Below are 15,974 nucleotides of genomic sequence, written 5' to 3'. Positions count from 1 at the left end.
CAACAAAAATACAGGACATCCAAGATGCTCAAGCCTATCTTGCGGACGGTTGCGGCCATGCCTTTTGTCGCACTGTCATCGATTGCACACGCTTACGACCTGCCCGGGCTCAACCTCGGCAGCACCAGTTTCTACGACGGCTCACCGGCCCCGGCCGGCCCTGGCTGGTACCTGGAGGAATACCTGACGTACTCCCGAGCCAGCCGCTTCAATGACGCCAACGGTCACAAGCTGGCGTTGCCCAAGCAGGACCTGGACGTGGTGGCGCCCACCACGCAGATCATCTACCTCGGGCAACCCCTGGCCAATGGTGCGATGCCGGGACTCACCCTGATCAACACCTCCCTGGTCCACGCAGATGTCGACGATGGCTTGAACAATGCGGCGCTGAGTTCTCGCGCCGGGTTTGGTGATGTGACTGTGGGGCCCTTCCTGCAACTACCGACCCTGAGCCGCGCGGATGGCAGCCCGTTGTTGACCCAGCGTGTCGAAGCCGATATCTCGGTGCCGGTGGGGGCCTATGACCGCAAGCGCTCGATCAACCCAGGCAGCAACTTCTGGTCATTCAACCCGTATTACGCGGCAACGTACTGGTTCAGCCCGAAGTGGTCGGCGAGCGGGCGTTTCATGTACCTGTGGAATGGCAAGAATGATGAGCCGCAGGCCGGTTTTGGGGATGTTTCCGATACCCAGGCCGGCCAGGCGTTGCATGCCAACCTGACCGTGCAATATGCCTTGAGCCAGCAACTGAGCGTGGGGGTGAACGGCTATTGGTTGAAGCAGATCACCGACACCCAGGTGGACGGGCACGCCGTGAGCGGGCGCCGGGAGAAGGTCTGGGCCATGGGCCCAGGCCTGTTATACGCCTTCAACAAGGAGAACGTGCTATCGGTGAACGCCTACTTTGAACAGCAGGCTGAGAACCGCACCGAGGGCAACAAACTGGTGCTCAATTGGCTGCACAAGTTCTAGGCTTTGGTGTGCCCGGCCGCTTCCGGGGTGGACAGGTTCAGTGGCGCCTTACGCACCATGACGGTGATGATAGCCAGCGCCGCGATCGCCAACCCGGGAGAGGTCGCCAGCAGGACGCCTGTGGTGCCCGCACCTGCGGCGAGCAGTTGTCCCGCCGCCAGCGGTCCGGCCACCGAGCCCAGCCGGCCGATGGCCACGGCCGCACCGACGCCGGTGGCGCGCACCGCCGTTGGATAGGAGGGCGGTGCCGACGCATAGAGCACCAACTGCGCGGCCATGACGAACAAGCCCGCGGCGAAACCGGCGATGGCCATGGGCACGATGCCCACCGACAGGCCGACCCCGGCCAGGGCCGCGAGCAGCCCGGCATACACGAACAGCACCACTCTGAGGGCATTGCAGCGGTCCAGCAGGACACCGCCGAGCAGCGAGCCAAGGGCGCCGCCGATGTTGAACAGCATCTGCACCATGCCCGCCTGGGGTTTGCTGAAGCCTTGTTCGAGCAACAACGACGGCAGCCAGTTGAGCAGCATGTACATCACAGTCAGGGTGAAGAAGTAGCTGAGCCACAAGGCCAGCGTGGTGCCTGCGCGCCCTTCGCCGAACAGCGCCTGGCGAGTGGAGGGGCGGGCACTGAGGGTATTGTCGAGCTGTTGGCGAAAGGCATTGGACTCGGGCAGCAGCAGGATCATCAACGGCACGGCCAGCAAGGGCGCCAGGCCGCCGATGATAAAGGTGGTCTGCCAGTGCTCACTGGAAAACATCGCCACCACCGCCGCCAATGCGCCGCCCAACGGCACGCCGCAGTACATCACACTGATGGCGGTACCCCGGCTGCGTTCGCTGACCGCTTCGGCGCACAGCGCGATCAGGTTGGGCAGCGCGGCACCCAGCCCGAGGCCGGTCAGAAAGCGCACCAACAGCAGGCTCGAGTAGCTTTCGACAAACGCGGTGCAAAGCGAGAACAGCCCGAACAGCAGCACGGCGATCACCAGGATTTTCTTGCGCCCGATTCGGTCGGCGACCCAGCCACCGAAGAACGCCCCCGGCAGCAGGCCAATGATCCCGACGCTGAACACCCAACCGAGCATCTTCGGGTCCAGGGCAAAACTCTGGCGCAACCCCGCGGCGGCGGTTCCGGCGGCTTGCAGATCGAACCCTTCGATCAGCGCAACGATAAAGCACAACGCGATAGTCAGCGTCGAACGACGCGATGGACTGTCCATGGGCAAACCTCATTGTTGTTGTTTTTGTTGTGGTGGCGAGCGCAAGTGGCTGCTGCTGATTAAGATAACAAAGATAACTAAAAAATGAATGGCGTATTAAAAAAGCTAAAAACAGTAAATAAATGCTTTAAATTCATGGTGTTGTGATGCGTGTCAGTGTTCATCATAAAAATAGATAGCTTTATTAATGTTCGATTATCGGTCATTTGCTGTTGACGAGTGCCGTCGGCTGTTTCCATTCTCTGTTGGCGAAGCCGAACGGGCCGAGCGTGTGCCACCCCCAAAAACAACAACAAAAAATGGACAACGAACATGCCAAAACTCCCGATGGAGGACGCCGTTGCAGTGGCGTCCGTCTCCTGTGTGTCGAACCGCAAGCCAGGCCTGGTCATGGCGTTGCTGGCCTTGAGCGTGTTGCCCTCCCAGCTGTGGGCGGCCGGCTTTATCGACGACAGCCACGGCACCTTGACCCTGCGCAATTACTATCTGGATCGCGACTACAAGGACGACGGTGCAAAGACCGCTGCGCGGGAATGGGCCCAGGCGTTCATCCTCAACCTGGAATCGGGGTACACCCCGGGCCCGCTGGGCTTTGGCCTAGATGTGCGCGGGTTGATGGGGGTCAAGCTCGATTCTTCGCCGGACCGCAGCGGCACCGAGTTGTTGCCGGTGTCGGCCAGCGACAAGCGTGCCGCCGATGAGTACTCGCGCCTGGCGCCGACCGCCAAGATGCGGTTTGCCCAAACCACCGTGAAGACCGGTGACGTGTCGATCTTCCTGCCGTTCGCCTTTGCCAGCCCGTCGCGCCTGCTGCCGCAAACCTTTCGCGGCACCACCTTGAGCTCCAAGGACATCGACGGCCTGACCTTCAATACCGGCTATATCGACCGCATCAACAAACGCGACTCCACCAGCTACCAGGCCATGACCATCGCCTCGCCCAACCGGCGTTTCAACGCCACCGCCACCACCTCGCACCTGGCTTACGTCGGCGGTGACTACCAGGTCAACAAAGACCTCAGCCTGCGTGCCTATCACTCGCAGATAGCCGACCTCTACCAGCAGGACACCCTGGCGTTGTTGCACAATCTGCCCGTGGGCGATGGCGTGCTCACCAGCGACCTGCGCAGTTTCTTCAGTCGCGAGGACGGCAGCGCCAAGGCGGGGAACGTGGATAACCGCAACCTCTCGGCGTTGTTTGGCTACCGCCTGGGCGGTCACAAATTCAGCCTGGGCTACATGCATTCCAGTGGGGAGACGGCCACGCCCTATATCTCCGGGACGGAGCTGATGGGCATGAGCGAACTGACCATGAGTTCGGACTTTCTCAACGCCAAGGAGCGCACCTGGCAGGCGATCTATGACTATGACTTCGCGGCTTCCGGTTTACCGGGCCTGAAGGGCCGGCTGCGTTACGTGCGCGGCGATAACATCGAGCTGGCGGCATTCAACGCCGAGGATCGCAAGGAGCGCGAGTTCCAGATGGAGCTGGGCTACGTGATCCAGAGCGGCCCGCTGAAGAACGTCGGGCTGCTGGCGCGCAAGTCGATCTATCGCAATGACTTCCCGGCTGGCGCGGCATTTCGCGATGAAAACCAGACCCGTTTCCTGGTGCTCTACACCGTGGCGCTCTGGTAAGCCGTCAGTCCTGATACACCTTCTTCAGCAAGCGCAGCAGCTCTGCACGTTCCTCACCGTCCAGGGCTGCGGTGGAGTCCAGGTCACTCTGGACCGCGATCTCTTTGAGCGCCTTGAGCAGGGTTTCGCCGGTCTTGCTGAGGAAGATCCCATAGGAGCGCTTGTCTGGTTTGCAGCGCACACGCACGGCGAGGGCGCGGCTTTCCAGCTTGTTCAGCAACGGCACCACCTGGGGCGGCTCAATCGCCAGCGCGCGAGCCAGGTCGGTCTGCATCAGGCCGGGATTCTGCTCGATGATCGCCAGGGCCGAGAACTGAGCGGGGCGCAGGTCGTGCTCGGCAAGCCGACCGATCAGGTTCTGGAACAGCTTGAGCTGCGCACGCCGTATGGCGTAACCGATCAGGTCGTCCAGGGCCGAATCCAGCGGCGCACGCCCCTCGGTGGTGTCGGGCAGGGCCAGGTTGGCGTCGGCGATGTTGGAAGGCTTGGCCATTGACAGTGCAATCCTCAGAAGGTGGAGGTTAAGAAAGCTATCTAGTTTGCCGAGGTTCGCGAGCCATGGCTATGCCGGCTTTTCATAACGCCCGAGCGGCTTAGGTTTTACAAGGGGAAAATATTGGTTATCAAGGTTAATAGTTAATTGACATAACTATATTTGCGGTTTAATTTCGAATCATCTTCCAACCAAGAACAAGAGCGTACCGTCATGAGCAATTACGAAGGCCGTTGGACCACCGTCAAGGTTGAAATCGAGGAAGGCATTGCCTGGGTCATTCTCAATCGCCCGGAAAAACGCAACGCCATGAGCCCGACCCTGAACCGCGAAATGATCGACGTCCTGGAAACCCTGGAGCAGGACCCCGACGCCGGCGTACTGGTACTGACCGGTGCCGGTGAAGCCTGGACCGCCGGCATGGACCTCAAGGAATACTTTCGCGAAGTGGATGCCGGCCCGGAAATCCTCCAGGAGAAAATCCGCCGCGAAGCCTCGCAATGGCAATGGAAACTGCTGCGCATGTACGCCAAGCCCACCATCGCCATGGTCAATGGCTGGTGCTTCGGCGGCGGCTTCAGCCCATTGGTGGCGTGCGACCTGGCGATCTGCGCCGACGAAGCCACCTTCGGCCTCTCGGAAATCAACTGGGGCATCCCACCGGGCAACCTGGTGAGCAAGGCCATGGCCGACACCGTGGGCCATCGTCAATCGCTGTACTACATCATGACCGGCAAGACCTTCGGCGGGCAGAAGGCCGCCGAGATGGGCCTGGTCAACGAAAGCGTACCGCTGGCGCAACTGCGCGAAGTGACCATCGAACTGGCGCGCAACCTGCTGGAGAAAAACCCGGTGGTGCTGCGGGCGGCCAAGCATGGCTTCAAGCGTTGCCGCGAACTGACCTGGGAGCAGAACGAGGATTACCTCTACGCCAAGCTCGATCAGTCGCGCCTGCTCGACACCGAAGGCGGCCGCGAGCAGGGCATGAAGCAGTTCCTCGACGACAAGAGCATCAAGCCCGGCCTGCAGACGTACAAACGCTGAGGCTAGTCGGCGAATGGCGGGCGCATCCCGCTGTTCGCCGCCTCACCCTGGCGCTACTGTGACATCGCTTGAATGCATTCCCCATAAAGACAATAAAGAGGAATCACCATGCTGGACGTGCCCCTGTTGATCGGCGGCCGGTCGTGCCCCGCCCGTGACGGTCGAACCTTCGAGCGTCGCAACCCGGTGACCGGTGAAGTGGTTTCGCGGGTTGCCGCCGCGACCCTGGACGATGCCGACGCCGCCGTGGCCGCAGCCCAGGCGGCGTTCCCCGGCTGGGCCGCGCTGGCGCCGAATGAACGCCGCACCCGGTTGCTCAAGGCGGCCGAGCACTTGCAGGCGCGCAGCGCCGAATTCATTGCCGCCGCTGGCGAAACCGGCGCCATGGCCAACTGGTATGGCTTCAACGTGCGCCTGGCGGCCAACATGCTGCGTGAAGCGGCGTCGATGACCACCCAGATCACCGGTGAAGTGATTCCCTCCGATGTCCCCGGCAGTTTCGCCATGGCTCTGCGTCAGCCGTGCGGCGTGGTGCTGGGGATTGCGCCGTGGAATGCCCCGGTCATCCTCGCCACGCGCGCTATCGCCATGCCGCTGGCCTGCGGCAATACCGTGGTGCTCAAGGCTTCGGAGTTAAGCCCGGCAGTGCATCGCCTGATTGGCCAGGTCTTGCAGGATGCCGGGCTGGGCGATGGCGTGGTCAACGTCATCAGCAACGCACCGGCCGATGCCGCCGCGATTGTCGAACGGCTGATCGCCAACCCGGCGGTGCGCCGGGTCAACTTCACCGGCTCGACCCATGTCGGGCGGATTGTCGGCGAACTCTCGGCGCGTCACCTCAAACCGGCCTTGCTGGAACTGGGCGGCAAGGCGCCGCTCCTGGTGCTCGACGACGCCGACCTGGATGCGGCGGTTGCCGCGGCAGCGTTTGGTGCCTACTTCAACCAGGGGCAGATTTGCATGTCCACCGAGCGCCTGATTGTCGATGCCAAGGTCGCCGATGCGTTTATCGCCAAGCTGACCGCCAAGGTCGCCAGCCTGCGCGCCGGTGACCCCGCGGCGGCGGATTCGGTCTTGGGTTCCCTGGTGGATGCCAGCGCCGGCACACGCATCAAGGCCCTGATCGACGATGCGCTGGACAAGGGCGCACGGCTGGTCGCGGGCGGCCAGTTGGAGGGCAGCATCCTGCAGCCGACCCTGATCGATGGCGTCACCGAGAACATGCGCTTGTACCGCGAAGAATCCTTCGGCCCGGTGGCGGTGTTGCTGCGCGGTGACGGTGATGAAGCACTGCTGCGCCTGGCCAACGACTCCGAGTTCGGCCTGTCGGCGGCGATCTTCAGCCGCGACACCGGGCGTGCGCTGGCGCTGGCGCAGCGGGTGGAGTCGGGCATTTGCCACATCAACGGGCCGACCGTGCATGACGAGGCGCAGATGCCCTTTGGCGGGGTCAAGTCCAGCGGTTACGGCAGCTTTGGCGGCAAGGCGTCGATTGAACACTTCACGCAATTGCGCTGGGTGACCTTGCAGAACGGGCCGCGGCATTACCCGATCTGAGCAGGCGTCGCGACATAACAATAACAAGGCGGCTGTGATCCGCCTTGCTGGAGGACACCCTTGTGAGTTCCGAATTCAGACCGCAACCCCAGCCCGCACCGCGCTACCGCGAGGTCTCCATCGGCCACGCCCCGGTGGCGGTCACTGAAGAGCAGGGCGTGCTGCATATGCGTTCCCTGGAGCCATTGGCCGAGTTGCCGGCGCGCTTGCTCGATCGTCTGGTGCATTGGGCCCGGGTGCGTCCCGAGCAGACCTTCATTGCCGCACGCCAGGCCGATGGTGACTGGCGTCGCGTCAGCTACGCGCAGATGCTTGAGAGCGTGCGGGCGATTGCCCAGGCCTTGCTGAGTTACGGCCTGTCGGCAGACAAGCCGCTGGCGTTGCTGTCGGGCAACGACATTGAGCATCTGCAACTGGCCCTCGGTGCGATGTACGCCGGTATCCCTTACTGCCCGGTGTCGCCGGCGTATTCGTTGTTGTCCCAGGACTTCGCCAAGCTGCGGCATGTATGCGACCTGCTGCAGCCGGGGCTGGTGTTCGTCAGCGATGCGGCGGCCTACCAGCGCGCGATCGACGCGGTATTGCCGGCCGAGACGCCGCTGATCTGCGTGCGCGGCCATGTGCCGGGACGCACCCAGGTCAGCTTCGCGAGCCTGCTGCAAACCCCAGGCGGCAGTGCGGCCGATCAGGCGTTCAATGCCACCGGCCCGGACAGCATCGCCAAGTTTCTTTTCACCTCGGGCTCGACCAAATTGCCCAAGGCGGTGATCACCACGCAACGCATGCTCTGCGCCAACCAGCAGATGTTGTTGCAGACGTTTCCGGTGTTCGGCGAAGAGCCGCCGGTGCTGGTGGACTGGTTGCCGTGGAATCACACCTTCGGCGGCAGCCACAACGTCGGCATCGTGCTCTACAACGGCGGCACCTTTTACCTCGACGCTGGCAAGCCCACGGCCCAGGGGTTTGCCGAGACCCTGCGCAACCTCAAGGAGGTGTCGCCCACGGCCTATCTGACGGTGCCCAAGGGTTGGGAAGAGTTGGTCAGCGCCCTGGAGCAGGATGCCGAGTTGCGCGAGTGCTTTTTTGCGCGAATGAAATTGTTTTTCTTCGCCGCCGCGGGCCTGTCGCAAAGTGTCTGGGACCGCCTCGACCGGGTGGCCGAACAGCACTGCGGAGAACGCATCCGCATGATGGCCGGGCTGGGCATGACCGAAGCCGCGCCATCCTGCACCTTCACCACCGGGCCGTTGTCCATGGCCGGCTATATCGGTTTGCCCGCGCCGGGCTGCGAGGTGCGCCTGGTGCCGGTGGACGGCAAGTTCGAAGGGCGCTTCCGCGGGCCGCACATCATGCCGGGGTACTGGCGGGCGCCGGAACAAACCGCCGAGGTGTTCGACCCGCACGGCTTCTATTGTTCGGGGGACGCGATCAAGCTCGCCGACCCGAATCGGCCGCAACTGGGGCTGATGTTCGACGGGCGCATCGCCGAGGATTTCAAACTGTCCTCCGGCGTGTTTGTCAGCGTCGGGCCGTTGCGCAATCGCGCGGTGCTGGAAGGCTCGCCGTATGTGCAGGACCTGGTGATTGCCGCGCCGGACCGCGAATGCCTGGGCGCCCTGGTCTTCCCCAGGCTCTACGAATGCCGCCGGCTGGCGGGCTTGAACGCCGACGCGAGCGACGCCGACGTACTCGCCAGCGCGCCGGTGCGCCAATGGTTCGGCGACTGGTTGCAGCGCCTCAATCGCGACGCCACCGGCAATGCCAGCCGTTTGGAATGGATTGCCTTGCTCGACGAGCCGGCGTCTATCGACCGTGGGGAAATTACCGACAAGGGGTCGATCAACCAGCGTGCGGTACTGCAATGGCGCGCGGCCAAGGTCGAGGCGCTGTATCGCGGTGAAGATGCTGCGATCCTGCGTGCCGAGCCCAAGCCTTGAGCGGCGTGGGGCAATATTCGGCGTTTGCCGACGTGGCGATTTACGAGGCGCTACGCACGCCGTGGGTCGACCTCGGTGGCGCCTTGTCCCTGGTCTCGCCCATCGACCTGGGGATCAAGGTCGGCCGTGAAGTCCTGGCCCGTGCCGGTATCGACCCGCTGGCGGTGGACAGCGTGCTGGCCGGCTCCATGGCCCAGGCCAGCTTCGATGCCTATTTGCTGCCGCGGCATGTCGGGTTGTACTGCGGCGTGGCGCAATCGGTCCCGGCGCTGGGGGTGCAGCGCATCTGCGCCACGGGTTTCGAGCTGTTGCGCCAGGCCGCTGAGCAACTGCGCGACGAGGTGCAACTGGCCTTGTGCGTGGCCAGTGAGTCGATGTCCCGCAACCCGATTGCGGCCTACACCCACCGGGATGGGTTTCGTCTCGGTGGCGAAGTGCAATTCAAGGATTTTCTCTGGGAAGCCCTATACGACCCGGCCCCGGGGCTGGACATGATCGCCACCGCCGACCACCTGGCGCGCCGCCATGGCCTGAGCCGCGAGGCCGTGGACCGTTACGCCTGCGCGAGCCATCAGCGTGCGTTGCAGGCGCAGCGTGACGGCGCGTGGGCTGAAGAGATCGTGACGGTCGATAACCAAGTGTTCGAGCTGGAGGGGTATCAGCCGCGTGGCATCAGCCTGGCGCGCCGCGCCGCTGCTGTCACCCAGGACAGCCACCCACGGCCCACCGACCTTGCGGCCCTGGCACGCTTGCGCGCCGTGCATGCCAATGGCGTGCAAACCGCTGGCAACAGCTGCGCGGTGGTCGATGGTGCGGCGGCAGCCCTGGTCGGGCGCGCCTCGGCCTGCCCGCGTGTGCCCCTGGCCCGGCTGCTGGCCAGCGCGGTGGTCGGTGTGGCGCCGGAGTTCATGGGCATCGGTCCGGCGCCGGCGATCCGCTTGCTGCTGCATCGCAGCGGGTTGAGCCTGGATGACATCGGCCGTTTTGAGATCAACGAAGCGCAGGCGGCCCAGGTATTGGCGGTGGCCCAGGAACTGGAGCTGGACAGCACCCGGCTCAACGTCCAGGGCGGTTCGCTGGCGGTGGGGCATCCATTGGCCGCCACCGGCCTGCGCTTGGTCATGACGCTGGCCGGGCAATTACGCCGGCACAACCTGCGCTACGGGATTGCCGCTGCGTGCGTCGGCGGTGGGCAGGGCATGGCGTTGTTGATCGAGAACCCGGCCTATCGCGGTTGAGCGTTCAACGGTGTAACTCCTTTTTATTCGATGAGGTTTGCCATGTGGAGCTATCAGGCGCCGCTGCGCGATATGCAATTTGTGCTTGAACATTGGCTGCAAGCCCCCCAGGCGTGGAGCCATGTTCCGGCGTTCGAAGCGTTGGACATGTCTCTCGCCGTTCAAGTGTTGGAGGAAGCGGCGCGCTTCAGCCAGGGGGTGCTGGCGCCCCTGAACAGTAGCGGCGATCGTCAAGGCTGTCGCTGGAACGCCGGCCAGGTCAGCACGCCGGACGGTTTCGCCGAGGCCTATCGCGCCTATGTCGACGGTGGCTGGCCGGCCTTGGCGTGCGCTGAAGGGCAGGGCGGCCAGGGGTTGCCGCAACTGCTCGACGCGGCGCTGCAAGAGATGCTCTACGCCTGCAACCACGCGTGGGCCATGTACACCGGGATCGCCCACGGTGCCTACCTCTGCCTCAAGACCCACGCCGCGCCCTGGTTGCAGGCGCGTTACTTGCCCGAGATCATCAGTGGGCATGCCTTGCCCACCATGTGCCTGACCGAACCCCAGGCCGGCAGCGATGTTGGGTTGCTGCGCTGTCGCGCGACCCCCGAGGGCGATGGCCGTTATCGCCTGCAGGGCAACAAGTTGTTTATCTCCGGCGGCGAGCACGACCTCACGCCCAATATCCTGCACCTGGTACTGGCGCGCCTGCCCGATGCGCCGCCGGGCAGTCGCGGCCTTTCACTGTTCCTGGTGCCCAAGCGACTGGACGACGGCCAGGCCAACGCTGTGCATTGCGACGGCATTGAACACAAGATGGGCATCAAGGGCAGCGCCACGTGCTCGCTGGTGTTCGACGGCGCCCTAGGCTGGCTGATCGGCGATGCCAACCGCGGCCTGGCGGCGATGTTCGTGATGATGAACTCGGCGCGCCTGCATGTCGGCCTGCAAGGCCTGGGGCATGTCGAGGCGGCTTGGCAGAACGCTGCGCAATACGCCGCCGAGCGCGTGCAAATGCGTGCGCCGTCGAGGCCGCAAGGGGCATCGGCCCAAGCGGCTGACCCTATCCGTTATCACCCGGCGATGCGCCGCGTGTTGCTGGAGTTGCGCACGGCCAGCGAGGGGATGCGGGCCATCGGTTATTGGGCCGCGCATTTACTCGATCAGGCCGAGCACGACCCGGACCCGCAAGCGCGAGCGTGCGCCGGTCAACTGGCGCAGTTGCTGACGCCGATCATCAAGGCGTTTTTCACCGAGCAGGGTTTTCGTCAGGCGAGCAATGCCTTGCAGGTCTTCGGCGGTTACGGCTACGTCGCCGAGTTCGCCATCGAGCAAACGCTGCGCGACAGTCGCATCGCGATGATCTATGAGGGCAGCAACGAGATCCAGGCCAATGACCTGCTGCTGCGCAAGGTGCTGGGCGATGAGGGGCGAGCCTTCGACTTGCTGCTGGCAGTGCTGCGCACCGAGGCCGGGCAGGGCGGCCAATGCGCCGCGTGTGCAGGTTTCGCCGACGCGCTGGGCAGCCTGTGTGACGCGCTGGCCCGTGTGGTCGAGGCCATACGTGAACGGGCGCTGGAAGACAGCGAGTACCCCTATCGGGCCGCGCCGGACTTTCTCCAGTTATGCGGCGTGGCCCTGCTGGCCCTGGCATGGGCGCGGGCCGCTCGGGTTTCCCGGGCATTGCCCGAGGACGATCCGTTGCGCGCCGCCAAGCTGCAAAGCGCCGGGTTCTTTTTCGATTACCTGCCGTCCCGGTTGGCGCAGCACCTGGGCGCGATAGACGCGGCACGCGCGGCGTTGGCGTTCGTCTGACGCGATCGGATGCTTGCGGTACTACTTGCGGTACTACTAGCGGTACTATGGCGACCCACGTTTTCTGGAAGTTGCCTGGATGAGTAAACCCGGTCAATTGGTGCTGGTTGCACTGCGCAAGATGATCGCCAGCGGCGAGTTGGCGGCGGGCGAGCGGCTGATGGAGATTCCCACGGCGCAACTGTTCGGTGTGTCACGCATGCCCGTGCGTATGGCGTTCCGTACCCTCGAGCAGGAAGGGCTGCTGGTGCCGTTTGGCGGGCGTGGGTATCAGGTGCGTTCGGTCAGCCCGGACGACATTGCCGGCGCCGTCGAAGTGCGAGGCGTGCTCGAGGGCCTGGCTGCGCGTCAAACCGCCGAGCGCGGGTTGTCCGACGCGGCGCGTGCCACGCTCGAGCGCTGCCTGGTGGAAGGCGATCAACTGTTCGACAAAGGGTACGTGACCGAGGACGACCTTGAGGTCTATCACGACCTGAACATGCGCTTTCACCGCGTCATTGTGGAAGGCAGCCACAACCCGGCGATCGCCGACGCACTGGCACGCAATGATCACCTGCCGTTCGCATCGGTCACCGCGCTGGCGGTGGATCGCGACGACATGGTCCGCGAATACCGGCGTTTCAACTATGCCCACATGCAACATCACTCGGTCTTCGATGCCCTGGTCAATCGCCAGGGCGCGCGGGCCGAAGCGATCATGCGCGAGCACGCCAACGCGACCTTGCGCTATGCCGAGATCTTCGGTTCCGCGACCGCCAACGCGCGGATGAAGGTCATTTTGCCCACGGCGTGACGCCTTTCAGAGATCGAGCACCAGCAGCGGGGTTTTCGCGCGCGAGCAGCAGGGGGTGAACTGGTCGTTCAGCGCTTGTTCCTGCTCGGTGAGGAACAGGTCGCGGTGCTCCGGTATGCCTTCGAGCACGCGGGTCAGGCAGGTTCCGCAAATCCCTTGTTCGCACGACACGGCAATCTCGATACCGTGGCTTTCCAGGACCTGGACCACGCTCCGGTCGGCGGGTACGTCGAAGACCTGGCCGCTGCTGGCGAGCTTCACCGAAAACCCCGCGTCGAGGCTGCTGTCCAGCGGCGCCGCAGCGAAGTATTCGCGGTGCAGGCATTCCTCCTGCCAGCCCTGGGCCCGAGCGCTGTCGAGCACATGCTGCATGAAACCGCCGGGGCCGCACACATACAGGTGGACGTTGGCGTCGGGCGCCGCCAGCACCTGGGCGGTGTTCATTGCCGTATGGGGCTGCTCGTCGAAATGCAGGCACACGCGCTCGGCGAACGATGAGTCCTTGAGGCGTTGCACAAAAGCGGCGCGTTCACTGGCGCGGGCGCAATAATGCAGTTCGAAGTCAGCCCCGACATGGGCCAGGCGCTCGGCCATGCACAGGATCGGGGTGATGCCGATGCCGCCGGCGAACAGCAGGCTGCGTCGGGCTTCGTGCGCCAGCGGGAACAGGTTGCGCGGTTCGCTGATCTGCAGGCGGGCGCCCTTCTGTATGTGTTCGTGCAAGCAACGGGAGCCGCCACGGGAGGCCGGGTCGTTGAGCACGCCGATCAGGTAGCGATGCCGTTCTTCCGGGTGATTGCACAGGGAATATTGGCGGACCACGCCGTCGGGCAGGTGCACGTCGATATGCGCGCCAGCGCTGAAGGCCGGCAGCGCCTGGCCATCGACGCGGGCCAATTCAAAGCTGCAAATGTCCTGGGCTTCGTTGTTGCGGGATACCACCACCACATCGATCATGTTCAGTCCTCGTAGCGTTAGCGCGCGGTTCAGGCGCGGGTCGTGGTGATCAGTTGCGGCGCGAGGGCGCGCTCCTTGGCGATCAGCCGTTCGAGGACCTTGCGTGACTGCACGCCACCGGCATCGATATTGAGCTTGAGCAGATTGCGCGTCGGGTGGGCCAGCAGGTTCTGTTGCTGGCGTTCAAGCATCTCCAGGTCTTCGCTGAAAATCTTGCCCTGGCCTTCGCGAATGCTGGCGGTCAGTGCCTGGTCCTGAGGGTTGAAGTTGCGCGCCATGCCCCAGAAGTACCAGATCGATGTCTCGGTTTGCGGGGTGATGAAGTCCACCACGATGCTCGCGGCCTTGTGCTCGGGCGCGGCGTGGTAGCCGCCCTTGCCGGCGTGGGCTACGCCGACTTCGATCAGTACATGGCTGGGCGGGGTGAAGCGGCAGATCTGCCAGCGGTCCACCGGCACGTCATCGGCGAGGTTATTGCCACGCAGGGCCATGCGCCAGAACGGCGGGGCCATGATGTTTTCCATGTGGCGGGCGGTGACGACTTCATCGCCTTCGACCGTGGTCACAGGCGGCGCTTCGTCGATTTCCTTCTGGCCGATGCTGGAGGCGTGGACGTAGGTTTCGTGGGTCAGGTCCATCAGGTTGTCGATCATCAGGCGGTAGTCGCACTGGATGTCAAACAGACCGCCGCCATAGGCCCACTGGTCGCTCACGGCCCATTCCAAGTGGTGGATCAACGCCGGGTCGGCCAGGGCCTGATCGCCGGGCCACACCCAGATGAAACCGTAGCGTTCCACCGCGGCGAAGGTCTTGTTACAGGGAAACCCGCGCACCCGCTGCCCGGGCATTTCGACGGTCTTGCCATCGTCCCCCATGACCAGGCCATGGTAGCCGCAGACCAGCTTGCCGTTCTCCACATAGCCCAACGAGAGCGGCGCGCCGCGGTGCGGACAGAAGTCCTCGACAGCCACGACGGCGCCTTCCAGCCCGCGATAAAACACCATTTTTTCCCCGCAGATCTGCCGACCCAGCGGCTTTTGCGCGATTTCATCGGGGGTGCAGGCGACATACCACGTGTTCTTGGGGTACATGGTGACTCTCCAGGCGAGTGATTGTTCTTATTTAATGGATCCATTAAATTAAGTGCGTCACTTGGAGTCAACCTGTGGTTCGGCAATGTCGAGATTTATTTGGGCGATTATCGATCACTTTTTATTTACTGGATCCATAATGCGCGCTTGCCTGGCTGCCACGCCGTGCGGCCCGAGCACCTCGCCGCTCACGCTGGACAACGCCGGCGTGACGGCGCGGAGCGTTTGCAGGGTCCTGGGCGCAGGCTTACTCGGTGTTTGTCGCCATCAGAAAGTTGCGCACTTCACCGGTGATATGGCTTTTGCTGCCTTGTTCGAGGATGCCGACGGTTCGCTGCTCCACCGCACCCGGCAACGCCAGGACGCGCAGTTGTGGGTCGTGTTGCCAGTCGAAGTTTCTGAGCAGCGGAATAATCGCGATGCCGACGCGTTGTCGGACTAGTTCCGCGATGCCGATGATTGAGTTCAGTTCAAGGATCTGCATGGGCTCGATCGCTTCCCGTCGGAAAAAGCGCTCCACTTTTCGGCCCACGGCGGTGGTTCTGTCGTAGCGAATGAACGGCTGTGTCCTGAGCAGTTCAATGGCATCGTCGGTGCCCTGCGAGTGGGTTGCGCTGACCAACAACACCAGCGGTTCTTCGTACAACCTTGTCCAGCTCAAACCTTTGAAGTCCTGGCGTGTGGCCTCGATCAAGAGCGCGGCATCCAGTTCTCCGGTGAGAACCCGGTGCGCCAGTTCGTCCGAGCGCGCGGTCACCAGGGTGACGGACACCTTGGGATAAACCTCCTTGAGCCTGACCAGGCAGTTGGCGAGCAAGCCCATTGCCGAGGTGATCCCGCCGATCGTCACATCGCCTTCCATCGTGAGGTCAGTATCGTCGCCGGCGACCATGGCCGCGTAATCGTCGACCAGCTTCTTGGCTTTGGGCAGCAACAGCAGGCCTTCACGGTTGAGCTTGACCTGACGTTGGCTGCGATCGAACAGAGGGCGCCGGATCTCATCCTCGAGCGCACGCATTTGTTGCCCGACGGCGGCATTGGTCAGGGACACTCGATCGGCTGCGGCAGCAAAACTGCCGTATTGCGCGACGGCAATGAAGGTTTTCAGAAAACGGATGGTACTCATTGGGTGTTTCCGACGGGTTCAGTGTCAGGGATGGTAAAGGGTTTGTTTATGTTGGATAAAGGTAATTTAGATTTTCTTTCGTCTGGCGCGGCAGAATACTGGACG

The 15,974-nt window shown here is 63.4% G+C and carries 13 protein-coding genes; 8 read left to right on the top strand and 5 right to left on the bottom strand.

Annotated features, from left to right (window positions below; translation table 11 throughout):
* Positions 1–24 precede the first annotated feature (24 nt).
* On the top strand, positions 25–972 hold the full coding sequence (locus C8K66_RS18640) for a transporter (protein WP_057005579.1): 948 nt from the start codon (positions 25–27) through the stop codon (positions 970–972).
* Here C8K66_RS18640 and mhpT read toward each other — a convergent pair.
* Positions 969–2,198, bottom strand: a complete 1,230-nt coding sequence (gene mhpT, locus C8K66_RS18635) for a 3-(3-hydroxy-phenyl)propionate transporter MhpT (protein WP_017847936.1) — start codon at positions 2,196–2,198, stop codon at positions 969–971. The two genes, C8K66_RS18640 and mhpT, sit on opposite strands and share 4 nt — an antisense overlap.
* 312 nt (positions 2,199–2,510) lie before the next feature.
* On the opposite strand from mhpT, the gene C8K66_RS18625 reads away from it, so the two are divergent.
* Positions 2,511–3,836: an OprD family porin gene (locus tag C8K66_RS18625; protein ID WP_057005581.1), complete on the top strand. Its 1,326-nt coding sequence runs from the start codon at positions 2,511–2,513 to the stop codon at positions 3,834–3,836.
* A 4-nt stretch (positions 3,837–3,840) separates the two neighbouring features.
* On the opposite strand, the gene C8K66_RS18620 is transcribed toward C8K66_RS18625, so the two are convergent.
* On the bottom strand, positions 3,841–4,329 hold the full coding sequence (locus C8K66_RS18620) for a MarR family winged helix-turn-helix transcriptional regulator (RefSeq protein ID WP_046483785.1): 489 nt from the start codon (positions 4,327–4,329) through the stop codon (positions 3,841–3,843).
* A gap of 213 nt (positions 4,330–4,542) precedes the next feature.
* On the opposite strand from C8K66_RS18620, the gene C8K66_RS18615 reads away from it, so the two are divergent.
* The 6 genes from C8K66_RS18615 (at position 4,543) to C8K66_RS18590 (ending at position 12,695) form a co-directional block, all read left to right on the top strand.
* On the top strand, positions 4,543–5,373 hold the full coding sequence (locus C8K66_RS18615) for a p-hydroxycinnamoyl CoA hydratase/lyase (RefSeq protein ID WP_017847933.1): 831 nt from the start codon (positions 4,543–4,545) through the stop codon (positions 5,371–5,373).
* Between the two features lie 108 nt (positions 5,374–5,481).
* Positions 5,482–6,930, top strand: a complete 1,449-nt coding sequence (locus C8K66_RS18610) for an aldehyde dehydrogenase (protein ID WP_046383962.1) — start codon at positions 5,482–5,484, stop codon at positions 6,928–6,930.
* 62 nt (positions 6,931–6,992) lie between these two features.
* Entirely contained in the window at positions 6,993–8,867 is a 1,875-nt protein-coding gene (locus C8K66_RS18605) for a feruloyl-CoA synthase (protein ID WP_046383961.1), read from the top strand.
* A complete protein-coding gene (locus C8K66_RS18600; RefSeq protein WP_057005582.1) occupies positions 8,864–10,105 on the top strand; it encodes a thiolase family protein in 1,242 nt (413 codons plus the stop codon). Before C8K66_RS18605 ends, C8K66_RS18600 begins: the two co-directional genes overlap by 4 nt.
* Positions 10,106–10,147: 42 nt before the next feature.
* Positions 10,148–11,902, top strand: a complete 1,755-nt coding sequence (locus C8K66_RS18595; RefSeq protein ID WP_057005583.1) for an acyl-CoA dehydrogenase family protein — start codon at positions 10,148–10,150, stop codon at positions 11,900–11,902.
* Positions 11,903–11,981: 79 nt separating this feature from the next.
* Positions 11,982–12,695 (top strand): GntR family transcriptional regulator, encoded by a 714-nt coding sequence (locus C8K66_RS18590; RefSeq protein WP_017847928.1) that lies wholly within the window; start codon positions 11,982–11,984, stop codon positions 12,693–12,695.
* A 6-nt stretch (positions 12,696–12,701) separates the two neighbouring features.
* Here C8K66_RS18590 and C8K66_RS18585 read toward each other — a convergent pair whose 3' ends face one another.
* From C8K66_RS18585 to C8K66_RS18575, 3 genes are all read right to left on the bottom strand, one after another.
* Positions 12,702–13,652 (bottom strand): PDR/VanB family oxidoreductase, encoded by a 951-nt coding sequence (locus tag C8K66_RS18585; RefSeq protein ID WP_108525602.1) that lies wholly within the window; start codon positions 13,650–13,652, stop codon positions 12,702–12,704.
* Positions 13,653–13,681: 29 nt separating this feature from the next.
* Entirely contained in the window at positions 13,682–14,743 is a 1,062-nt protein-coding gene (locus C8K66_RS18580) for an aromatic ring-hydroxylating dioxygenase subunit alpha (RefSeq protein ID WP_046483772.1), read from the bottom strand.
* Positions 14,744–14,990: 247 nt separating this feature from the next.
* Positions 14,991–15,869, bottom strand: a complete 879-nt coding sequence (locus C8K66_RS18575; RefSeq protein ID WP_046383955.1) for a LysR family transcriptional regulator — start codon at positions 15,867–15,869, stop codon at positions 14,991–14,993.
* Between the last annotated feature and the right edge of the window lie 105 nt (positions 15,870–15,974).

It is taken from the genome of Pseudomonas sp. GV105, assembly GCF_003058185.1.
Taxonomy (GTDB): domain Bacteria; phylum Pseudomonadota; class Gammaproteobacteria; order Pseudomonadales; family Pseudomonadaceae; genus Aquipseudomonas; species Aquipseudomonas veronii.
The sequence above is the reverse complement of the archived record's forward strand: the minus strand, read 5'-3'. Positions and strand labels throughout refer to the sequence as shown.